Source organism: Pantoea sp. Lu_F5_004 (assembly GCF_051136245.1).
Classification (GTDB): domain Bacteria; phylum Pseudomonadota; class Gammaproteobacteria; order Enterobacterales; family Enterobacteriaceae; genus Pantoea; species Pantoea agglomerans.
The window spans coordinates 205,883-226,979 of record NZ_CP194947.1 but is presented as its reverse complement, the minus strand read 5'-3'; the positions used below and the strand labels follow the sequence as shown (position 1 = coordinate 226,979).

Genomic DNA, 21,097 nt, shown 5'->3' with positions numbered 1-21,097 from the left:
AGGTGGTTCCGTATACTGGTGCCACAACCCTGACTCATTGACGAGACTAAGATGAAAAAGACCTTACTGACCTTCAGCCTTCTCCTGTTACCCCTGACTTATACTCCTGCGCACGCGGCCTCTGACCTGACAGGTTGTGCAGCCAAAAAGCAGGAGATTGAGACTCAGCTCTCTTTTGCCCGCCAGCACAATAATACCCACCAGGTTGCCGGCCTTGAAAAAGCGCTGAGCGAAGTGAATCAGAACTGTACCGAAAGCAGTCTGCTAAAGCAGCGTCAGGAAAAAGTGGCAGAGAAAAAGTTGAAGGTACAGGAACGCGAAGAGGAACTGGCGAAAGCGAAAGCAGAAGGACGCAGCGCCAGCAAGATCCAGAAGCGCGAAGATAAACTGGCTGACGCCCGCCAGGAACTGAAAGAAGCCGAACAGGCTCTGCATCAGTAAAACTCATTCTGGCCAGCCCCTGCGCTGGCCGTTATTCTCCCTTCCTCAGCCCTGACCCATTCTCCTTTCTAAATACCTGATTAGCCTGCGCTATTAACGCCCAATCCATTACTTTATGTAATCCTTTGATTACTTATTCTCATGCACTTAATTGGTGCAGCAAAGTCAACAGCGTTACGACCAATTATTTAACTTTTTGAACGCCCTCAAAGATCTGAAAGATAGCGATATTTCCCGTCCTATGCAGAAAATACGCACTTCACGCGCATCTTTATTCGCCTGTGACGGGTCAGCAATACTAATCTATTCACTCACCCTGCCCTAAAACAGGGCATTGCTGCGTTGTCGCATGGCTGATGCCACATCTTATTTGTTTCAGGAGTGTTAGATTATGTCGGCGCAATGCAATGCGCTCTCCATCCACGGCTCCACACAATAAATAACTTCATTAAGAAAGGTTTTTTATGGATAAGTTATCTTATGCGTCTGAAAGCAGCACATCTGCCTGGTCCACCTATTTACAGCAAATCGACCGGGTTGCGCCCTATCTGGGCGACCTTTCGCGTTGGATAGATACTTTGCGTCATCCAAAACGTGCGTTGATTGTTGATATTCCTCTCCAGATGGATGATGGCTCGATTCGCCATTTCGAAGGCTATCGCGTTCAGCACAACCTTTCGCGCGGCCCAGGTAAAGGCGGTATTCGCTACCATCCGGATGTCGACCTTAATGAAGTGATGGCGCTCTCCGCATGGATGACCATCAAATGTGCGGCGGTTAACCTGCCTTATGGCGGTGCTAAGGGCGGCATCCGCGTTGATCCATTCAAACTGTCCGATGGTGAACTTGAGCGACTGACACGCCGTTACACCAGTGAGATCGGCATCATCATCGGGCCGCAAAAAGATATTCCTGCGCCAGACGTCGGGACCAACAGCAAAGTGATGGCGTGGATGATGGACACCTACTCCATGAACCACGGCACAACGATTACCGGCGTCGTCACCGGCAAACCGATTCATCTGGGCGGTTCACTGGGGCGTGAAAAAGCCACCGGTCGCGGCGTGTTTATTACCGGACGCGAAGTGGCACGCCGTGCAGGTATTGAGATTGAAGGCGCACGCGTTGCAGTACAGGGCTTCGGTAACGTTGGCAGCGAAGCGGCACGTCTGTTTGATGAGGCGGGCGCTCGTGTGGTAGTGATTCAGGATCACACCGCGACGCTGTTTAATGCCGAGGGCATCAACATGGCTGACCTGAGCGAATGGCAAATCGCCAATAAGCAGATTGCCGGTTTCCCTGGCGCGCAGAGCATTGATAAAGAGGCGTTCTGGACCACAGGGATGGATATTCTGATCCCGGCGGCGCTGGAAGGTCAGATTACCCGTGAGCGTGCTGAAGTCCTGAGCTGCAAAATCGTGCTGGAAGGCGCAAACGGCCCGACCTATCCGGATGCCGATGACATGCTGGCCACCCGCGGCATTATCGTGGTGCCGGACGTGGTCTGTAATGCCGGTGGCGTGACCGTCAGCTACTTCGAGTGGGTTCAGGACATGGCCAGCTTCTTCTGGAGCGAAGATGAGATCAATCGTCGCTCAGACAAGATCATGACGGAAGCGATGGTACACGTCTGGGAAAAGTCGAAGGAGAAAGAGTGCTCGCTGCGCACCGCGGCCTATATCGTGGCCTGTGAGCGTATTCTGATGGCGCGTAAAGATCGCGGTATCTACCCGGGTTAATGCCTGTGGCGCTGTTGCCTGCAGCAGCGCCCTTTTCCCTGCCTACTTCATCAGCACCTGAAACTTCGGATTAAATTCATCGAAAATCGGTAAAGCGGCGGCGCCGAGAGCGGCTGTATCGCTGCCGGTCATGCCAATTTTTAGTCGCATATCATTAAGATAACGTCCGCGCACCGACTGATAAAGCGGTGGCAATCGCTGTACCATCTGCTCCAGCAGCGGCGCAGGCATCATCCCGCCAATAATCACCGCTTCGGCATCAAACACCGACTCCAGAATATTGATCGCCTGACGTAACGGCGTCGTCACATTTTCAATCCATGCGGTAAAACGCGCGGGTTCAATCTGCAACAGATCTTCGGGCAGCGCCCGCATCGGATCGAGACCGCAGAATTCATAGGCGGCCTGCAGCGAGACGTAACGCTCCAGACAGCCCTGATTTCCGCAGTAGCAGTCGCGACCGCCCGGCTCCACTACGATGTGTCCGATTTCGCCCGCATTATGGGCGTGGCCGGTATAGATATGGCCATCGGTAAAGATCCCCGCCCCCAGGCCGGTGCCGATATAGAGATAGATAAAGGAGTTCAGGTGGCGCGCTGTGCCGTGAAAGCGTTCGCCGATGGCGGCGACCGTAGCATCATTTTCCAGCGTCACCGGCAGACCACTAATGGTGGCGAGTTCAGCCTCGATATCGACCTGCTCCCAGCCGTTCAGCGTGGTCGGCCCCACTGATGAAATGCCCTCCACACCAAAAGGCCCTGGCATCACCACGCCAATCCCCAGCACTTTTTGCCACTGAGTACCCAGGAAGGCGCGCATCTCCTCCAGCACGCTGGCAATGCACGCCAGGGTGGCAGCAGGCTGAGGCTTTTGCACCAGAACGAGGCGGCGGAAATGCACTTCACCACTGAGATCGACCAGAACCAGCAGCAGCGTCTGGTGATCAAGATGAATGCCGATCGACCAGGCACTGGTGGGATTGAGCGTAACCGGAATTGAGGGCTGACCACGCCCGCTGCGGCGTGGCTGGCGGCTGGTCAGCAGTTCGGCCTGTTCCAGTTCCGCCACGATATTCGAGACGGTCTGCGGCGTCAGCGCCGTCATGCGGGCCAGTTCGGCACGGGTCAGTTCACCGTGCAGGCGAATGGCTTCAATCACCACACGTCGGTTGTGCGCCCGCGCATGTTCAAGGTTGGTACCCGAGGTTTTCATGTTGTTTTCCATTTCAGCGGGACCCGACAGTATTGGTCTCCGAAAGCATTCGGGCAAACAATATCTTTGATGCTGCACGCAATTCTCGCGCATCAGGATAGGCAATTTTGCCATAAAAGCGCAGTCTGAGTTTCAGCGTTGTTACGGCTATGTTGCTATGCCCTCCGGCGTTCTGGCACGCCGTTTGCTTAGATTCAGACAGGTCAGTTCACCCACTGACCAAAATTACGCCCCCGATTAAATCAATCAAATTGATTTAATTAACCGACAGCCTGTTGCTGCACAGTGGAGAAGACCATGTCACAACGTTACCTACCCCAACTAAAAGCCGGTTTTGCCGCCTTACTGATGTTAAGCGCAGGCAGCGCGGCGGCGGCCAGCCAGATTAATGCCCTGTTTATGACCCAGGCGGCTTACAGCGAAAATGATATCCGCGCGATGACGCAAAATTTTCAGAAGCAGCACCCGGATGTCAGCGTCAATCTGGAGTTTGTTCCTTATGAGGCGCTGCACGACAAGATTGTGGCGGCGCGTGGCGCAGGCGGCAATGGCTATGATGTGGTGCTGTTCGATGCCATCTGGCCAGCGGAATTCGCCCGTTTCGATCTGCTGCAGGATGTCAGCGCACGCATTACGCCACAGGATAAAGAGAAGGTCTTCCCGGGCGCGATGAACACCGTGGTTTACAAAGGCAAAACGCTGGGTATGCCGTGGATCCTCGACACCAAATACCTTTACTACAACAAAGCGATGCTGGCTAAAGCGGGCATCACCACGCCGCCTCAGACCTGGCAGCAGGTGCTGGATGACGCGAAGATCATCAAGGATAAAAAGATTGTCACCTGGCCACTGGTCTGGAGCTGGTCCCAGGCTGAGGCACTGGTGTGTGACTACACCACGCTTGTTTCAGGCTTTGGTGGTCAGTTCTACCAGAACGGCAAGCTTAACTTCTCCGGCCCGGCTTCACTCAAGGCGCTTAACCTGATGAAAAGCTCGCTTGATGAGGGTCTGAGTAACCCGGCGTCGCGTGAATATCTGGAAGAGGATGTACGTAAATCGTTTTCTAATGGCGATGCGGCTTTCGCGCTGAACTGGACCTACATGTACAACATGGCCAACGATCCGAAGCAGAGCAAAGTGGCGGGCGACGTTGGGATCATGCCTGCGCCTGGCGATGCACCCGGAAAAGTCGGTGCGGTGAACGGCTCAATGGGCCTGGGGATCACCAAAGGCAGCACCCATGCCAACGAGGCGTGGCAGTACATTCAGTACATGACCTCGCAGCCGGTACAGAATCAGTATGCGAAGCTCAGCCTGCCGATCTGGAAATCCTCTTATCAGGATGAGGCGGTGAAAAAGGATCAGGAGAGCCTGATTGCCGCGGCGGACAAATCACTAAACGTGATGCTGTCACGTCCGGAGACCGCAGACTATTCCCGTCTGTCGAACCAGCTGCAACAGCAGTTACAGCAGGTATTGCTGGGTAAAGCCCCGGCGCAGGACGCGATGGCGACGGTTGATAAAAGCGCCGCCCGGCTGCGTTAAGGAGTCATGATGCTGAGTTTGCGTCAACGCGAACAGCGTCAGGCATGGGTGCTGCTGGCACCCATGTTGCTGGTAATGCTGTTGTTAACCGCCTGGCCTCTGCTGCGTACCATCTGGCTCAGCTTTACCGATGCTGCGCTGATTGGCAGTGGTGAAACACCTGCCTGGATTGGGCTGGAAAACTATCTCTATGCGCTTAGCGATCCCGACTTTCGGGCGTCGATCTGGCGCACACTCTATTTCACCCTTGTGTCGGTCACCGTTGAAGGAATTATCGGCGTGCTGGTGGCGCTGCTGCTGAATCAGAAATTCATCGGGCGCAACGTTTTGCGTGTACTGGTGATTCTGCCTTGGGCGCTACCGACCATCGTCAATGCCATGATGTGGCGGCTCAACTTCAACCCTGACTACGGCAGCATCAATGCCCTGCTCAGCCAGCTCGGCATCATTGACGGCTATCGTAGCTGGCTGGGATCGCCGGAGGCGGCGCTCAATGCAGTGATGTTCGCGGATATCTGGAAAAACTATCCGCTGGTCACACTGTTGGTGCTGGCGGCGCTGCAGTCGATCCCCGAGGATCTGTTTGAAGCGGCACGACTGGACGGAGCCTCCGCCTGGCGGCGTTTTCGGGCGATTACCTTCCCGGCGATTGTTGCTCCGCTCGGCGTCGCACTGGTGTTACGCACCATTGATGCCTTTAAAATCTTCGACATCATCTATGTGATGACGCGCGGCGGGCCGGTGGACAGCACCAAAACCCTGAGCTTTTTCGTTTATCAGGAGTCGTTCAGCTATCTGCGTGCCGGCAGCGGTGCCGCCTACGCGATACTGATGACCCTGATGTGCGCCCTGCTAATCACGCTCTATCTGCTGATGTTATGGCATCAGCGCCGCCGGAGTACCGCTTATGAAAACTAAACTGAGACGGGTGCTGCGTTACGGGGCTGCGCTGCTGGTCGCTGTCAGCATCCTGGCCCCGATGGGCTGGCTGTTTCTGATGAGCGTCAGTTCTGCCAGCGATCTCTCCCGCGTGCCGCTGGAGTGGCTGCCGCGTCAGTGGGATTTCAGTCGCTATCAGGGGCTGGTTTCGCTGGCACCTAATCAGCCCGGCAACGTTTTTCTGCACGCGCTGGGCAATAGTTTGCTGGTGGCGACGGTGGCCACAGCGATCTCGCTGCTGCTGGCGATACCTGCGGCGTTCAGCTTTTCACGCTACAGCGGTCGCGATGCATGGCTGTCCGGCGCTCTGGCGATCTATATGGTGCCGCCCGTGGCGTTTGTGCTGCCGCTCTACTTTCTGCTGCAACAACTGGGGCTGCTCAACACCCGTCCCGGCCTGGTGATGGTCTACTGTTCACTGATCCTGCCGTTTCTGACCTGGATGCTGAAGAACCAGTTCGACTCGCTGCCGCGTGATATAGAACAGGCGGCACGGCTTGATGGCCTGCGCTTCTGGCAGGTTCTGCTGTGCATTACGCTGCCGCTGGCAAAGCCGGTGCTGGGCGCTGCCGCGCTGTTCGGCTGGCTGCTCGCCTGGGATGAGTTTTTCTACGCGCTGCTGTTCACCAGCAATATTTCGGCACAGACCCTGCCGGTCGCCATTGCCGGTTTTACCGCCGGACGCGCGACCGATGACGGGCTGATCGCGGCAATCGGCATTCTGGCTTCGGTGCCGCCACTGTTTATTGCCATCTGGTTGCAGAAGACGCTGGTCAGCGGTCTCACCAGCGGCGGAAGTAAGGGATAACTATGGTCACTACCCTCACGCCCACCCTCTATGTGGTGGGTAATATTAATGTCGATTTAATTATGAGTACGCTCAGCGACTGGCCGCAGCGCGGCACGGAAGTGATGCTGCAGCACAGCGAGTTACGTCCCGGCGGGTCTGCAGGTAACTGTGCGCTGGCGCTGGAGGCGATGCAGGTGCCGCATCGGGCCATTGCCAATCAGGGCGACGATGGCTTCAGTCACTGGCTCGCCAGTCACTTTCCTCATAGCGCTGCATACTGGCCGCGCTATGCCTGTGAAACCTCGCTGACGGTAGGCGTGACCCATCCCGATAACGAACGCTCGTTTCTCAGCAATCACGGCCATATTACCGTGCTGACCGCGGACGATGTGCTGGCCCAGTTGCCGTCGCAGGCGACGCCGGGCGACATCGTACTGCTGTGCGGCACCTTTCTCTGTCTGGAACTCTATGATCACTATCCGGCGCTGCTGGCCGCGCTGCAACAGCGTGGCTTCTGTGTCGCCGTGGATACCGGCTGGCCGCCTGCGGGCTGGAGCGATGGGCTTCGCTTACAGATTGGCAACTGGTTAGCGGACTGTGACTGGCTGCTGCTGAACGAGGTGGAAGCGCTGGGCTTATCGGGCGCAGAACTGCTGGATCAAAGCGGTAAACAGCTGGCGGCCCGGCTCAGTGGTCGCGGCGGCTGTGTGATTAAGTGTGGCGCAGAGGGCGCACGTCTCTGGTCTTCCGCCTCTGTGCAGTATGCTGCTGCCCAGCCGGTGACGGTGGTAGATACCATTGGGGCCGGTGACAGTTTTAATGCCGGTTTTCTTACTGCACTGCTCTATCACCAGCCATCGCACACGGCGCTGCGCTGGGGCATTGAAGTGGCATCACAGGCGATAAGCAGCTCTCCGCGCCGCTATCCCAGCTGGCAACAACTCCAACTATCAAATGAGGTGCGCTGAACATGGCCAGTGTTGAACTTGTACAGGTGGCGAAGCGCTACGGTAAACAGAGCGTGCTGCACCCGCTGGATTTAACCATCCCTGATGGCAGTTTCACTGTGCTGGTCGGCCCCTCCGGCTGCGGCAAATCAACCCTGCTGCGGCTGCTTGCCGGTCTGGATACCGTCTCTGACGGGGCGATCATGCTGGATAAAAAACAGATTAACGATCTCGATCCTGCTGACCGGGATATCGCCATGGTGTTTCAGAGCTATGCGCTCTATCCGCATCTCACCGTTGCGGAGAATCTGGCGTTTCACATGCAGGTGAAAAAAGTGAAGCGCGAGGAGCAAAAAAGCAAAATCGCCCGCATTGCCGGCATTCTCGGCATCGATCAGCTGCTGCAGCGTTATCCCCGGGCGTTGTCAGGGGGACAGCGGCAGCGCGTGGCGATGGGCCGCGCCATGGTGCGCAATCCGCAGGTGTTTCTGTTTGATGAGCCGCTCTCAAATCTTGATGCGCAGTTACGCATGGAGCTGCGGGCCGAGATTAAGTCGCTGCATCAGCGTTTCAAAACCACCATGGTCTATGTTACCCACGATCAGGTTGAGGCGATGACGCTGGCGGATCAGATTGTGGTGATGAAAGAAGGAGTCATTGTGCAACAGGGTGCGCCGCTGGCGATTTATGACCGCCCGGTAAACACCTTCGTGGCGCGGTTTATCGGGTCACCACCGATGAATCTGCTGGATGCCCGTTTCCAGACACGCGATGGGCTGCCTGGCGTCTGCTGTGGCGAGCAGTGGCTGCCGTTGCCGCGTCGCTGGCACAGTGCGGCACAGCAGCAGGCCGATCAGCCGGTCACGCTTGGCGTACGTCCGCACGATCTGATTTTTGATGCCAGCGGGCAACCGGCGGCGGTCAATATTGTTGAGATCACCGGCGAATCGACCCTGTTACATCTGAACTGGCAGGGTTTCCCGCTGCATATGCAACTGACCGGCCGTAGCGATGCCGTGCCTGGCGGCACGCTGCCGGTGACCGTTAATCCGGATAAAATGCACTTGTTTGATGCCAGCAGCGGTGTGCGGCTGACGGAGCAGTGATTAATCTGAAGTCAGCACTGAATGCAGGCGGCAAAACCGCTTTAAGCGATGGGAGCAAACGCCTGTAGCAAAGCATCGCGGGCCAGGGATGGCCCGCGTTGAGCCGCCACGGATGGCGCTTTTGCGTCTTTGCGTAAGGCGTATGCTCCCTGAGCCGCCTCCTTACGCCAGATGAAACTGCTCCACCGTCTGTGACAGCTGCTGCGCCTGATCTCCCAGCGAACTGGCGGCAGCCGACATCTGCTGCACCAGCGCGGCGTTCTGCTGGGTGACACCATCCATTTCATTGACGGCAATCGTTACCTGGCTGATGCCACGCGCCTGTTCGCTTGATGCTGTGACAATCTCACCGATAATGCCCTGCACCGAATTTACCGCCTGCATCATCTCCTGCATGGTTTTACCGGCATCGTTCACCAGCCGGACGCCGCTCTCGACCCGCACGCTCGACTCTTCAATCAGTGCGCCGATCTCTTTCACCGCGTTCGCGCTGCGCTGGGCCAGATTACGCACTTCAGAAGCCACCACGGCAAAACCGCGTCCCTGCTCACCGGCACGTGCAGCCTCCACCGCCGCGTTCAGCGCCAGAATATTGGTCTGGAAGGCAATGCTGTTGATCATGGTGGTAATGTCGCCGATCTTTTTCGAACTGTCATCGATCTGCGCCATGGTCTGCACCACCTCACCCACCAGCGAGGCACCACGACTGGCGATGTGGGTAGCGTTTTCAGTCAGGCTGGTCGCCTGCTGCGCGTTATCGGCATTCAGCCGAATCGTGGCGCTGATCTGCTCCATGCTGGCTGCGGTCTGCTCCAGCGCGGCGGCCTGTTGTTCGGTGCGGGACGCCAGATTGAGGTTGCCGCTGGCAATTTCGCCCGCTCCCTGGCGTACCGATTCACTGGAATCTTTAATCTGCCCGACAATCTGCCGGAGCTGACTTTGCATGGTGTGAAGCGCAAAGAACAGGCTGCTGCTATCACCGCTTTTCACCGCGATCCGGTTATCCAGTTTGCCATCGGCAACGGCCAGCGCAATATGCGCCGCTTCAACCGGCTCGCCGCCAATCGGACGCAGCACTTTACGGCTGAACAGCATGCCCAGCACCGCGCCGACCAGCAGAACGCTCACAACCATCAGGATCACCGCCCACATCAGTTGCCGGTTTGAGGCGGCCATCACCTGACTGACCGGCGCCACGACGCCGAGATACCAGGGTTTGTCGCTGTTACCAATCACCACCGGCTGCCAGGTGACTAAAGCGTCTTCACCCAGCACGGCATCAAATCGCTGGACGACTTTCGACGTAAAACCCTCTTTTTCGCCTTTCCAGGGCTTCCCGGCTTCATCTTTCACCGGCGAAGAGACCACATTCCCAGCCCCTGAAAGCAGCAGCGCATAGCCGCTTCCCTGCCAGGGTTTGATCTGATTCACTTTCTGTTGCAGTGATGCCAGTGAAATGTCAGAGGTAACGATCGCCTTTAAGGTGCCCTGATCGATAATCGCGGCGGCGACGGAGGTGAGCAACGTCGGTACGCCGTTATAGGCATAGCTATAGGGTTCGGTGAGCGTATCTTTTTGTGTTTTTTGCGGGATCAGATAGTAATCGCCCTGACCCGGTGTCAGATAGGAGAGCAGCGGATGCATCGAGTAAGTACCTGACGCGTCACGATCGACAAAAAAGGCATAGCGGCCCTGCGGTGCCTGACCTGGCTGTAAAGCGAACTCGGCATCACGGCCATCAAACGCGTTCTGTTCAAATATCACTGACATCGACAGATAGTCAGGGTTAGCACGCAGCGCATACTCCATCACCTTATCAGCCGCTTTGCGATCGGTAATACCGACGTGGGGCAAGGCAATCAGACTTTGTCCGAGATGACTGGCAACATCACGTGCATGGCTCAATTCCTGCTGCACCTGTAAGGCACGGCTCTGCGCAATCTGCTGCAGATATTGTTCGGCCAGTTCTTTCTGTTCTTTGCCCGATTGCCAGCTGAGAACCCCAATAGTCACGGTAAATCCCAGCACTATCGTTAAACCACCCATGATCAGCATCTGGGCACGGGTACTCATTCTTTTCTTATGTGTTAACTGACTGACCATAGTGCTTCCCCTGAAATTTACCTGGTTCAATACCTCCTTGTAGTTATGGTGCTCCTGAGATCATCTATCGGCGGCGTTTTTTTGAACTTTAATGGGCGTGATCTCGCCGTGACAGGGGTCTCAGAGTGCGTGATTACGGGAAGTTGATCGCAAAGGGAAAATGGCGCTGCGAATGAACGGCCTTTTTTTGATCTGCAACAATATTGCCGGACGCTATTACTGTCAGTTTATGTCAACAGTTGCTGTAGCCCCCTTATCGCAGTGGAGATAGAACAATGATCGGTAAATCAGGATTAGCTGTTGGGATGGTTGTCTGGCTGGCATATGTCGCCTGGATCGTTCACTACTATTCAGACACCTTTATGCAGTTCTCCCGCTAAGCAAACAGGACCTTCGGGTCCTTTTTTTTGCCCTCACTTCCGCCGGGTTGGCCTGTGAGCCAAATATTCGCTATTATCGACTCATTCCGTGAGCCGAATAGCCTCTTTTATTCGGCTCATCCATCCTCAGCGTGAGCCGATTATGAGTGTTACCTGGATCTGGCAACAGCCGGACTGGCCCCATTTTCAGTGGCAGGACGCCGTGCTGTTACCGCGCCTGCGCCATCTGCAGCAGCAGCGCGGATTGCTGCTGGGACGTGCCAGCCTGCATTCAGACAGTGAAACCCAGACGCTGGATACCCTGCTGAGTAATATCCTCTCCTCTTCCGCGATTGAAGAGGAGCGGGTCAATGTGCAATCGGTCCGCTCATCGCTGGCGCGTCGGTTAGGCGTGACGGAAGAGCAACCCTATCCGGTCTCTGATCGTTCAGAAGGCCTGGCCGCCATGATGCTCGATGCCATCAATAACCGCAGCCAGCCGCTGACGCCTGAGCGTCTCTGTCAGTGGCACCGCTGGCTTTTCCCCGCCGATGAGTGGACGGTGCAGCGCCTGAGCGTCGGCATGCTGCGCGGCAGTGAGCCGATGCAGGTCATCTCAGGTCGCATCGATCGTCCCACGGTGCATTTTGAAGCGCCGCCGCGACAGGGGCTGGAGCCGCAACTGAACCAGTTTATTGAGTGGTTCAACAGCAGTCAGCATGATGTGATGCTGGACCCGTTACTGCGCGCCGCCATCTGCCATCTCTGGTTTGTCACCCTGCACCCTTTTGATGATGGCAATGGTCGTATCACGCGTGCGTTAACCGATCTGGCGCTGGCGCAGGCCGACAGTCAGAGCATCCGGCTGTATGCCATGTCACCCGCCATTCTGACGCAGCGTGCCGGTTATTACCGCATCCTTGAGCAGACGCAGAAAGGTGACCTGGATATCACCCACTGGCTGGTGTGGTTTCTTGATATCCTGGATGAGAGTCTGCAACAGGCGATGAACGTCATCGATCGCACTCAGATGAAAGCGCGTTTCTGGCTGCGGCATCAGGGGATGGGGTTGAGTCCGGAACAGGTGAAAGTGCTGAACCGGCTGCTGGATGGCGGCGAGCAGGGTTTCGAACTGGGGATCAGCGCCAGCCAGTATCAGAAGGTCGCCAAAGTGAGTAAAGCAACCGCGACCCGTCATCTGGCCGATCTGGTTGAAAAAGGCTGCCTTTACCGGCTCGAAGGCGGAGGCAGGAGTACCCGCTATCAGGTTAACAACCGCGAGACGCCCTGAGCCGGGCTGTTTTGACTGCTGACCGGGAGTACATCACTGTCGCCGCGATGTACTCCCGAGCGCGGAAATTACCCTTTAAGTGAAGCCCCGTTGGTCGCAATGACCTCTTTATACCAGTAAAAGCTTTTCTTACGGCTGCGGGCCAGCGAACCTTCCCCACTGTCATCACGGTCAACATAAATAAAACCGTAACGCTTAGACAATTCGGCTTTTGATGCGCTGACAAGATCGATAGGCCCCCAGCTGGTATAACCCATGACCTCCACGCCATCGTCAATGGCCTCACGCACCTGAACCAGATGATCGTTGAGGTAGCTGATGCGATAGTCATCCTGCACGACGCCAGTTGCATCCGGTATGTCTTTGGCGCCCAGTCCATTCTCAACAATAAATAGCGGCTTCTGATAACGATCCCACAGCATATTCAGCAAGGTCCGCAGGCCCACCGGGTCAATCTGCCAGCCCCATTCAGAACACTGCAGATGAGGATTGGGCACCATGCTCAGAATGTTACCCCGCATCTGCTGATTCAGCGCCTCATCGGCGGTCACGCAGCCGGACATGTAATAGCTGAACGAGATAAAATCGACGGTCGACTGAAGTATCTGACGATCGGCATCCGTGATATCCAGCTGAATATTATTCTCACGAAAGAACCGCAACATATAGCCCGGATAAACACCACGGCACTGAACATCGCCAAAAAATTGCCATTTCCGGTTCTCCTGCAGCGCTTCCAGCACATCATCAGGCTTACAACTGAGTGGATAGACCAGCCCTCCCAGCAGCATATTGCCAATGCTGGCGTCCGGGTTAATCTCGCGGCAGGCTTTCACCGCCAGCGCACTGGCGACCAGTTGATGATGAATCGCCTGATACACCTCACCTTTGCTGCTGGTTTCCGGCAGACCCACGCCGGTCATCGGCGCATGCAGAGACATGTTAATTTCGTTAAAGGTCAGCCAGAGTCTGACTTTCTTCCTGTAGCGGGCAAACACCGTGCGGGCATAATGCTCAAAGAAGCCAATCACCTGACGGTTACCCCAGCCACCATACTGCTTCACCAGGTGCCAGGGCATCTCATAATGTGACAACGTAACAAGTGGAGTGATGTGATGTGCGGCAAGCTCATCGAATAACCGGTCATAAAAGGCCAGACCAGCCTCGTTGGGCTGTTGCTCGTCACCGTTCGGGAATATGCGCGTCCAGGCGATTGAAACCCGCAGACAGCTGAACCCCATCTCTGCAAACAGCCTGATATCGTCCGGGTAGCGGTGGTAAAAGTCGATCGCGAGATCTTTGAGGCTTTTGCTGCCCTCAACGCGCTCCGATACCGGGCCAAAGATTCCCTGTGGCTGAACGTCGGAGGTTGAGAGGCCTTTGCCCTCTTCACGCCATGCGCCTTCAACCTGATTAGCGGCAACAGCACCGCCCCATAAAAATGAATCCGGGAAAGTTTTCATCCTGTTCTCCTTTTATTGACGAGTGACGCTGAGTAAAGGCGTACCTGCAGTGACCGCGGTCCCTGCTACAGTCATCACCTCAGGATACTCATCGCTGTTAGTGATAATGATCGGTGTTGCCAGGTCATATCCGGCATCAAGAATGGCCTGACGATCAAACTCCATCAGCAGATCGCCGGCACTGAACGTGTCGCCCACTTTTACATGTGCCGTGAAAGGTTTGCCGCCGAGACGGACGGTATCGATACCCACATGGATCAACAGCTCAACCCCGCTGTGACTCAGCAGTCCTATGGCGTGTCGGGTCTGAAACAGGGAGGCAACCTCACCAGCGAAGGGTGCAATGACTTTATTATCCGAAGGTATGATGGCCGCGCCCTTGCCCAGCAAGCCACTGGCAAAAGTCGGATCGGGAATCTGACCAAGCGCCAGTACGGTGCCTGTCATCGGTGACAGAATGTCATCTTCGCCTGGGATAACCGGGCTCACTGCGTCTGGCGTACTTTTACGGGGCATACCCGCTACCAGCGTCATGCCGCAACTCAGTATCAACGCCACTAGCGTCCCGGCAATACCGCCCCATAAGGTTGAATCAACACCGCCAGGCGGGATCATCTGGGCGATGGTAAAAATGTTGGCAAAGCCAAATGAATAAACGTGGGTGCTACTGAAGCCAACAATAGCACCGCCGATAGCGCCCGCCACACAGCCAAAGATAAAGGGACGGCGCAGCGGCAGATTAACGCCATAGACGGCCGGTTCAGTGATACCAAAGATCCCTGCTGTCACGGATGAACCCGCCAGCATCTTCTGCCGCGCATCCCGACTACGCAGAAACACCCCCAGCGCCGCGCCAACCTGGCCCATGACAGCAGGCAACAGCATGGGCAGCATTGAGTCATGCCCCAGTACGGCAAGATTGTTGATCATCAGTGGCACCAGTCCCCAGTGCAAACCAAAAATCACACAGACCTGCCACAACGCGCCCAGTGCGGCGCCAGCCAGCCAGGGTGCCAGCGCATAAATCCACTGGTAGCCGTTCGCCAGCATCTGACTTAAGCCCGTGGCCAGTGGGCCAATCACCAGAAAGGTCAGCGGTACAGTGACGCTCAGGCAGATCAGTGGCGCAAAAAAGTTTTTCATGGATGCCGGAAGTCGCCGGCTGCTCTGCTTTTCCAGCCAGCAACTTACCCACGCGGCGAGAATAATCGGGATAACGGACGCACTGTAATTAAACCAGGTCACAGGAATGCCGAGAAACGCGTCCGTTATGGCAACGGATTGCTGGCTGGCATTAAAAGCTGCAATCATCGTCGGATGGGTCAGCGCCCCGCCAATGACCATGGTAATAAAGGGATTACCGCCAAATTTTTTGCCCGCGGTGTAGCCCAGCACCAGTGGAAAGAAGAAAAACAGGGCATCACTTGCCGCAAACCAGATTTTATACGTTCCACTTTGAACAGAAAGCCAGCCACAGACCACGGCCAGCGCCAGTAAACCTTTAAGAATACCGGAGGCGGCAAGAACGCCAATAAACGGGGTAAAAATGCCGGACACAATGTCGATCAGGCGACTCAAAAGATTACCCGCGACCGCATCCTCTTCTTTCACTGAAGAGGGTTCCTCAGTCAGGCCCGCTTCAGTACGTACTGCCAGCCAGACATCGTGAACGTGGTTGCCAATCACTACCTGAAACTGCCCACCGCTTTCAACGACCATAATGACACCCGGATTTTTCTTCAGTCCTTCAGCATCGGCTTTATGGTTGTCTTTCAGTTTGAAGCGCAACCGGGTGGCACAATGAACCAGACTTACGATGTTCTCCCGGCCACCGATATGGCTGAGGATATCCTGCGCCAGCGTGTGATATTCCATCTCGATTTCCTTACAACCGATGCCTGAGGACATCAGTTAACTGAGCCAAAAATGAAAAAACCTGAGAACTTCCTCCTTTCAGAAGCCGCGCTCAGGTTTTGCCTGCGTTAAGCAGTAACAATCCAGTTTATGGAGCTTATTGCCCCTCTTTTCTTACCCGTTCGATATGAATGGCGAGAAACATGATCTCTTCCGCGGTCAGCTCACGCTGATAGCTTTGTTGCAGATGCTGCGCGATTTTCACCGCACATTTCCAGGCTTTGGGATAGTTATCTTTTACAGCTGCATGCAGCGACACATCGTCATCGTCTACCACGGTACGCGTCAGCATCCGCTGAGCAAAAAACTTCAGATGGGTGACAAAGCGCTGGTAACTCAGCGACGATTCATTGTACTCCAGCTGCAATTGATACTTCACCAGTTGCAGAATCTCCTGCATAACCCGGGTGACATGCATCACTTCCGGCATTTCATTATTGAGCTGCGCCGTCACCAGATGCAGCGCGATAAACCCGGCTTCATCCTCAGCCAGTTCGACATTCAGACGACGTAAAATGATAGCCCTGGCCTCCTGACCCAGTTCGAACTCTTTGGGATAGAGGCGTTTGATATCCCACAGCAACACATTTTTAATCGCCAGGCCTTTATTCTGCCGTTCAATGGCAAAGTAGCAGTGGTCAGTCAACGTGATATACAGGCTCTCCTGCAATTTCCCCAGACGTTGTGCTGCAAGATCAATAATGCGGTCGCAGGTGGTCATCACTTCAGGAGGGATCTGGTGTAACAACTCCTCAAGCCGACGTACCAGCAAATCACTTTGCAGCGCGAATACCTTCTCAATGTGCGCCGCGTTGAGACTGTCACCGATACGCTTCTGGAAGGCCAGTCCACGCCCCATCACGACCTGCTCGCGTCCCTGCTCATCCTGAACCATCACCACGTTGTTATTAAGAATTTTGGCGATTTTCATCGGAACCCCAGAAACAAAAAAACCTGACATCCGACAGAGGCCAGAAGTCAGGTTTTGCCTGCCTAAGCAGTAACAATCCAGTTCGGGCACTCTATCAGTTTTCGTCGTGACCTCAATCTGTCAGGGCAAAAAGCGTGACAGCGATCGAAATCCTCTTATTAACTTAAAAAGTAACCACCGTTTTGAGTTCAGTCACCCAGGCATCCTGCGTATGGGTGATACCCGCTGGACGATGCCAGTACTGAAGCCCGGGTTGCAGTTCCAGCCAGGAAAAGGGACGGAATCGGTAATAGAATTCACCATTAAGCGAATGACCAGGAACAGGATGATAAGCAGCATCGTTATAATCAGAAACGCCCCTGTTCATATTTATATAGCGCTGGTTACGCGCATACTGACTGCTCATAACCGTCCAGGTCAGGCCAACGCCTATCCAGTCCTCAGGACGGGCGTCAAACAGACCCCGATAGCGAAGCGAAGCCGCATAGACCGAATGCATATAGTTAGTGCGCTGATCGGCCAGGCTCATGCTGAAGGATGTACTTAATCCGCGACTCGCGTCATGCTGATGATGCGTCAACTGCTGGTTAAGACCGGCGTAAAGAAACCATGTTCGGTTATGGTGATCATAACCGCTGGGGTCACTTGCCCCTGCGCCGCCAGACTTACCGCGATAGAGGTCTGTTTGCGGGGCGTTGGTGAATATCACGCCCAGATTATAGGCACCAGGCAGACCGTTAATGACCGGGCGGGCTTCGATTTCCATCGGCAGCAATACGCCTTTGCTGCCCCTGGTGGAGCCACTCCAGGCGTGATGACGACTGGAAGCATCGGGATTCTGCTCCATTACACCGCCTTTTAACGTTACAGTCGGCGTTAACCGGTATTCGAGCGTGGTTCCCCACGTGTGCACGTTCCAGTTGTTCCAGGTCAGTGAGTTAGCGGATTTTCCGCCACACTGCGAAAGCATCTGGAAGTCACAGGGTATGATCTGATCGAATGTCTGAACCTTGTTCATCATTCCGATACGCCATGTCATACGCCGCTCATCGAAACTGCGAGCAAAGGTAAGCCAGCCCAGCCGGGTAATAGATTGCCCACCCCAGCTCTCCTGTGTGAGATCGTTAAAATTCACCCGAGGATCCTGCACGCGTCGGGTGGTCAGATCGTCGTTGTGATTACGGTTTACGATATTCGCTTCGATACGCGCATCGGGAATATGCGTCCAGCGCGACAAATCCTGATTAAACGTTAATGCGAACTGATCGATATAGGCAACGTGTGAGTCGTGATTGTATCCACCGCCGCCATTCCAGCCAATTTCATTCAGGTAGCCCAGGTTATAGGCAAACCCATTATCATTAAGCATTTTACGCAGGCCAGACATTTCACCCAGAATAGGATCTGGCGGGGATTCGAACCCTAATGCTTTTCCGTTCCATTCCTGCGCTATCGATAAAGGTGAAAAGATTAATAATGCACTCGCGCACAGCATGCTTTTAATTTTCATTTTAGCAACCTGTTCTTTAATTTTAATTGCGTAACAGCTCGCAAGAGAGTGTCAAGTCTCCTGTCATCAAATGCATAATTTACCCACCCTGAACCAGTCGATTAAATTTCCATTTATTATCAATATACTGCGCCCAAAAAGAGTAAATCTAAGGCAAAAAAAAACCTAAGCGCTCCACAACGGTAAACATCGTGGAACGCTTAGGTTTTGCCTGTTGTCCAGTAACAACCCTTCGCTGAAAACAGGGCCACTCTATCACTGCCTTTTGATATTGAGTAGTGCTGAAATTTATATTTTCATAAAGTGTGAGCTAATTAACGCTTAATGGTGACGATCATTCCCTCCCCCCTCACAGCAATCATTATTTCACCACGCGCATTAGCATTAATAACTGCAAGTCAGATAACCTTTCTCACTAACGAATTTAATGAAAAGCATTAGATAGTGTCAAAAAAGGAAATGATAATATCTGAGACAGTGACGCTTCAGAGCTAACTGGCATGAAATGAATATTATTGCCTTTAACTTCAGGTCAGAGAGATAAGTGCAGGCAGTATAATTGGCTTATTTTTTTCCGGTTTATTCTATGACGACCAGCGAGATGATTGCCAGAGACGTTAAAGTTGATACAGAACAGGAGGATTAAAACTTCAGGGTCATAATGACATACTGGAAAAATCGCAGGCAGTTGTGCAGGATAAAATGCCGGGAAGAAAAACGATCTATAGCCAGGTTAGCAGGAGAACAGCTCAAACCGCTATTCAGAAACAGCAACGCCGGAAGGTTCGCTTCCGGCGTTGGGGCAGTTACGCGGCTTTAACGGCGCGTACTTTCTTTACAGGAGGCTCTTCTGACTGCTCAGCTATGCCATCGTCTGACACAGCTTCTGGCTGAGAGACGGCTGCTGCCGCTTCCGGCAGTTTGCTGGTACGCAGAATATGCTGAACCGCATCTTTCTGCTCTGCAATCAGCAGGCCCAGCGTTTCCGCCTGAGATTCTTCCATTACAGGTTGATGCTGTAACAGCCAGTCGGTGAAGGCTTCGGCCATATCGAGCATTTTGTCGTAGGCATCGGCCTCTTTCTTATTGGCAAACGTCATCTTCTCTTCACCCTTTCTGACTACTACAAATTTTGTTTCAACAGCCATCTTTTCGCCCTCAGGTACTGTGTATACATACAGTATATCATGCCGGTCATGCTTTGCCAGCAGAGAATAGAGTTTATCGGTTGTGCGCGGGCTAACCTTATCCTGGCACAGGCTTTTTTCATTTTTCCTGACGCATTCTCCGTCGCGAGGTCGGGCGACTACACCAGCAGCTCTTCAAGAAACATCGCCAGCGCCTTACGGGGATCGTCCTCTTCCGAGACGATCACCTCGATCCCCCACTGCCCCAGCACTTCTTTAGCCACCGGGTTGTTCCGGTTAGTGAACAGGTACGATTTTGGCCGGGCGGTTGCCAGCCCGGTGCGGCCCCACATCTTGGTCAGACGATAAAACAGCAGGCGAATATTGAAATCACTAATGCTGTAGCCGACAAACAGCACTGAGTTGCCCATCACATCGTGAGTCAGTTTGATGTCGAGCGGCGAATCAAAATAGAGGCGTTCAAAATAGCTGCTCTCATCGAGCACGATTGAGGTGTCATCATCAAAATCACCGTGCAGCTTGATGATGTGACGCTTATCTTCGGTGAGAGAGACCAGGTCCGCGGCGTTGGCCACTTTGTAATAGGGTACGCCGTGCGCTTCATGCGCCGCTTCCAGCCAGCGATCGTAATTGGTGGTGTAGATACGCGAGAAGTTACCCTGCGTAATCATGGTATGAATTTCAGAAGAGCGGACATCAATATCGGGGCGATGCCATTCGCGATCCATCCAGCTGCGCAGCGGTCCAAGCGAGCCTTTTTTCTGTTTGTAATACTCCGCCAGCGACAGGTGCGTGCCATAGGTATTAAAGATTTTTGGATCGTAACCCAGCTCATTAGCAAGATGCGCAATCAGTTCATGCCACTCGGGCAGGCCAAAATTGCGCGAAATACCGGCACCGGCAAACAGAATCAGTTTGCCGGAATCATAGGCGCGTTTGAGTTCAGGTTTCATGCCATGCCCCGCGAGGTTTTTAAAAAGGTGGCGAAGCGATCCAGCGCGATACGCCGCATCGAGATCTCATTCTTGAGTTCGCCCATTTCAGCAAACGTCTGCTCATAGCCTTCGGGAATAAAGACGCAGTCCCACTGAAAGCCGCGCGTTCCGGCAGGTTTCGCGGCGATGGTGCCGCGCAGTTCACCCGAAAACTGGTACATTTTGCGACCATCGCAGTAGCCAAGCACCGTTTTGGCCGTCACGGCCTGGCTGTCGAGCCCCTGCACCAGCGCGGTAAAGCGCTCAGCGTCCAGGCGGTTCCAGAAGATGCGGGTCAGGCCGGCGGGCAGACCATTGAGGCCGTCCAGATAGAGGCCGGTATGCTCTACAAACAGCGGTCGCCCAATCAGCGAAAAGGCTTTGGTCAGTTTGTCGCGTACCAGGTCGAGTTCGTTTTCAGTCTGAATTTCTTCGATGCGACGGGCGATGGGCAGAACTTCGACCCCGACAGGTTCGAGTATTTTGCGCACCTCCGCCAGCTTTTGCTCATTGGCAGAAAGGAATCTGATTTTCATGGGGCTTCCAGGTCAATTACTCCGCCACGCAGTGAGGATTTTACGGAAACAGGCGGGCAGGATAAATCACTAACGCTGGAGAGTGTAGTTCAATTCTGTGCTCATCAGGTTGAAGTGCGCAGAACCGGCCCGCCTGCTGCGGCCGGTTC

17 protein-coding genes are annotated in these 21,097 nt (G+C 54.5%); 8 read left to right on the top strand and 9 right to left on the bottom strand.

From position 1 onward, the window contains the following. The first annotated feature begins 51 nt into the window (after nucleotides 1-51). Complete coding sequence (locus tag ACR8BN_RS20025; RefSeq protein WP_109651636.1) at nucleotides 52-441, top strand: DUF1090 domain-containing protein; 390 nt, start codon at nucleotides 52-54, stop codon at nucleotides 439-441. Between the two features lie 464 nt (nucleotides 442-905). After that, nucleotides 906-2,180 carry a Glu/Leu/Phe/Val family dehydrogenase gene (locus tag ACR8BN_RS20020; protein WP_109651633.1) on the top strand — a complete coding sequence of 425 codons (1,275 nt, stop codon included), beginning with the start codon at nucleotides 906-908 and terminating at the stop codon, nucleotides 2,178-2,180. 42 nt (nucleotides 2,181-2,222) lie between these two features. Here ACR8BN_RS20020 and ACR8BN_RS20015 read toward each other — a convergent pair whose 3' ends face one another. Then, nucleotides 2,223-3,392, bottom strand: a complete 1,170-nt coding sequence (locus ACR8BN_RS20015; protein WP_039391599.1) for an ROK family transcriptional regulator — start codon at nucleotides 3,390-3,392, stop codon at nucleotides 2,223-2,225. A gap of 297 nt (nucleotides 3,393-3,689) precedes the next feature. On the opposite strand from ACR8BN_RS20015, the gene ACR8BN_RS20010 reads away from it, so the two are divergent. Genes ACR8BN_RS20010 through ACR8BN_RS19990 form a run of 5 tightly spaced genes read left to right on the top strand, consistent with a single transcriptional unit; the run spans nucleotide 3,690 to nucleotide 8,719 of the window. After that, nucleotides 3,690-4,937, top strand: coding sequence for an extracellular solute-binding protein (locus ACR8BN_RS20010; protein WP_115764473.1), 1,248 nt, complete (start codon nucleotides 3,690-3,692; stop codon nucleotides 4,935-4,937). A gap of 9 nt (nucleotides 4,938-4,946) precedes the next feature. Next, entirely contained in the window at nucleotides 4,947-5,855 is a 909-nt protein-coding gene (locus ACR8BN_RS20005) for a carbohydrate ABC transporter permease (protein WP_022624334.1), read from the top strand. Further along, nucleotides 5,845-6,684 carry a carbohydrate ABC transporter permease gene (locus ACR8BN_RS20000; protein ID WP_069026746.1) on the top strand — a complete coding sequence of 280 codons (840 nt, stop codon included), beginning with the start codon at nucleotides 5,845-5,847 and terminating at the stop codon, nucleotides 6,682-6,684. Before ACR8BN_RS20005 ends, ACR8BN_RS20000 begins: the two co-directional genes overlap by 11 nt. Before the next feature lie 2 nt (nucleotides 6,685-6,686). Beyond that, nucleotides 6,687-7,634, top strand: coding sequence for a carbohydrate kinase family protein (locus tag ACR8BN_RS19995; protein WP_163658671.1), 948 nt, complete (start codon nucleotides 6,687-6,689; stop codon nucleotides 7,632-7,634). A 2-nt stretch (nucleotides 7,635-7,636) separates the two neighbouring features. After that, nucleotides 7,637-8,719, top strand: coding sequence for an ABC transporter ATP-binding protein (locus tag ACR8BN_RS19990; protein ID WP_031590703.1), 1,083 nt, complete (start codon nucleotides 7,637-7,639; stop codon nucleotides 8,717-8,719). A gap of 162 nt (nucleotides 8,720-8,881) precedes the next feature. On the opposite strand, the gene ACR8BN_RS19985 is transcribed toward ACR8BN_RS19990, so the two are convergent. Next, nucleotides 8,882-10,822 (bottom strand): methyl-accepting chemotaxis protein, encoded by a 1,941-nt coding sequence (locus ACR8BN_RS19985; RefSeq protein ID WP_434747776.1) that lies wholly within the window; start codon nucleotides 10,820-10,822, stop codon nucleotides 8,882-8,884. 522 nt (nucleotides 10,823-11,344) lie between these two features. Here ACR8BN_RS19985 and ACR8BN_RS19980 point away from each other — a divergent pair. Further along, nucleotides 11,345-12,472 carry a Fic family protein gene (locus ACR8BN_RS19980; RefSeq protein ID WP_434747775.1) on the top strand — a complete coding sequence of 376 codons (1,128 nt, stop codon included), beginning with the start codon at nucleotides 11,345-11,347 and terminating at the stop codon, nucleotides 12,470-12,472. A 68-nt stretch (nucleotides 12,473-12,540) separates the two neighbouring features. On the opposite strand, the gene ACR8BN_RS19975 is transcribed toward ACR8BN_RS19980, so the two are convergent. The 7 genes from ACR8BN_RS19975 to ACR8BN_RS19945 all read right to left on the bottom strand — a co-directional run bounded on the left by ACR8BN_RS19975 (nucleotide 12,541) and on the right by ACR8BN_RS19945 (nucleotide 20,948). Continuing rightward, the gene (locus ACR8BN_RS19975; RefSeq protein ID WP_434747774.1) at nucleotides 12,541-13,935 is read right to left on the bottom strand and encodes a glycoside hydrolase family 1 protein; all 1,395 of its coding nucleotides are present in this window, start codon (nucleotides 13,933-13,935) and stop codon (nucleotides 12,541-12,543) included. 12 nt (nucleotides 13,936-13,947) lie between these two features. After that, nucleotides 13,948-15,810 carry a PTS beta-glucoside transporter subunit IIABC gene (gene bglF / locus ACR8BN_RS19970; RefSeq protein WP_434747773.1) on the bottom strand — a complete coding sequence of 621 codons (1,863 nt, stop codon included), beginning with the start codon at nucleotides 15,808-15,810 and terminating at the stop codon, nucleotides 13,948-13,950. Between the two features lie 136 nt (nucleotides 15,811-15,946). Then, nucleotides 15,947-16,780, bottom strand: a complete 834-nt coding sequence (licT, locus tag ACR8BN_RS19965) for a BglG family transcription antiterminator LicT (protein WP_069026750.1) — start codon at nucleotides 16,778-16,780, stop codon at nucleotides 15,947-15,949. Between the two features lie 163 nt (nucleotides 16,781-16,943). Beyond that, a complete protein-coding gene (locus ACR8BN_RS19960; RefSeq protein ID WP_434747772.1) occupies nucleotides 16,944-18,290 on the bottom strand; it encodes a carbohydrate porin in 1,347 nt (448 codons plus the stop codon). 806 nt (nucleotides 18,291-19,096) lie between these two features. Continuing rightward, nucleotides 19,097-19,438 (bottom strand): YebG family protein, encoded by a 342-nt coding sequence (locus ACR8BN_RS19955; RefSeq protein WP_434747771.1) that lies wholly within the window; start codon nucleotides 19,436-19,438, stop codon nucleotides 19,097-19,099. A gap of 158 nt (nucleotides 19,439-19,596) precedes the next feature. Next, nucleotides 19,597-20,391, bottom strand: a complete 795-nt coding sequence (locus tag ACR8BN_RS19950) for an SIR2 family protein (RefSeq protein WP_010247078.1) — start codon at nucleotides 20,389-20,391, stop codon at nucleotides 19,597-19,599. Beyond that, on the bottom strand, nucleotides 20,388-20,948 hold the full coding sequence (locus ACR8BN_RS19945) for a non-canonical purine NTP pyrophosphatase (protein ID WP_010247077.1): 561 nt from the start codon (nucleotides 20,946-20,948) through the stop codon (nucleotides 20,388-20,390). Before ACR8BN_RS19945 ends, ACR8BN_RS19950 begins: the two co-directional genes overlap by 4 nt. Between the last annotated feature and the right edge of the window lie 149 nt (nucleotides 20,949-21,097).

Bases quoted from the DNA above. Each gene is read 5' to 3' on its own strand.
- ACR8BN_RS20005 (WP_022624334.1), top strand. From the start codon at position 4,947: ATGCTGAGTTTGCGTCAACGCGAACAGCGTCAGGCATGGGTGCTGCTG.
- ACR8BN_RS19945 (WP_010247077.1), bottom strand. From the start codon at position 20,948: ATGAAAATCAGATTCCTTTCTGCCAATGAGCAAAAGCTGGCGGAGGTG.
- bglF (WP_434747773.1), bottom strand. From the start codon at position 15,810: ATGGAATATCACACGCTGGCGCAGGATATCCTCAGCCATATCGGTGGC.
- ACR8BN_RS20025 (WP_109651636.1), top strand. From the start codon at position 52: ATGAAAAAGACCTTACTGACCTTCAGCCTTCTCCTGTTACCCCTGACT.
- ACR8BN_RS20015 (WP_039391599.1), bottom strand. From the start codon at position 3,392: ATGAAAACCTCGGGTACCAACCTTGAACATGCGCGGGCGCACAACCGA.
- ACR8BN_RS19955 (WP_434747771.1), bottom strand. From the start codon at position 19,438: ATGGCTGTTGAAACAAAATTTGTAGTAGTCAGAAAGGGTGAAGAGAAG.
- ACR8BN_RS19960 (WP_434747772.1), bottom strand. From the start codon at position 18,290: ATGAAAATTAAAAGCATGCTGTGCGCGAGTGCATTATTAATCTTTTCA.
- ACR8BN_RS20000 (WP_069026746.1), top strand. From the start codon at position 5,845: ATGAAAACTAAACTGAGACGGGTGCTGCGTTACGGGGCTGCGCTGCTG.
- ACR8BN_RS19985 (WP_434747776.1), bottom strand. From the start codon at position 10,822: ATGGTCAGTCAGTTAACACATAAGAAAAGAATGAGTACCCGTGCCCAG.
- ACR8BN_RS19975 (WP_434747774.1), bottom strand. From the start codon at position 13,935: ATGAAAACTTTCCCGGATTCATTTTTATGGGGCGGTGCTGTTGCCGCT.
- licT (WP_069026750.1), bottom strand. From the start codon at position 16,780: ATGAAAATCGCCAAAATTCTTAATAACAACGTGGTGATGGTTCAGGAT.
- ACR8BN_RS19990 (WP_031590703.1), top strand. From the start codon at position 7,637: ATGGCCAGTGTTGAACTTGTACAGGTGGCGAAGCGCTACGGTAAACAG.
- ACR8BN_RS20020 (WP_109651633.1), top strand. From the start codon at position 906: ATGGATAAGTTATCTTATGCGTCTGAAAGCAGCACATCTGCCTGGTCC.
- ACR8BN_RS19995 (WP_163658671.1), top strand. From the start codon at position 6,687: ATGGTCACTACCCTCACGCCCACCCTCTATGTGGTGGGTAATATTAAT.
- ACR8BN_RS20010 (WP_115764473.1), top strand. From the start codon at position 3,690: ATGTCACAACGTTACCTACCCCAACTAAAAGCCGGTTTTGCCGCCTTA.
- ACR8BN_RS19950 (WP_010247078.1), bottom strand. From the start codon at position 20,391: ATGAAACCTGAACTCAAACGCGCCTATGATTCCGGCAAACTGATTCTG.
- ACR8BN_RS19980 (WP_434747775.1), top strand. From the start codon at position 11,345: ATGAGTGTTACCTGGATCTGGCAACAGCCGGACTGGCCCCATTTTCAG.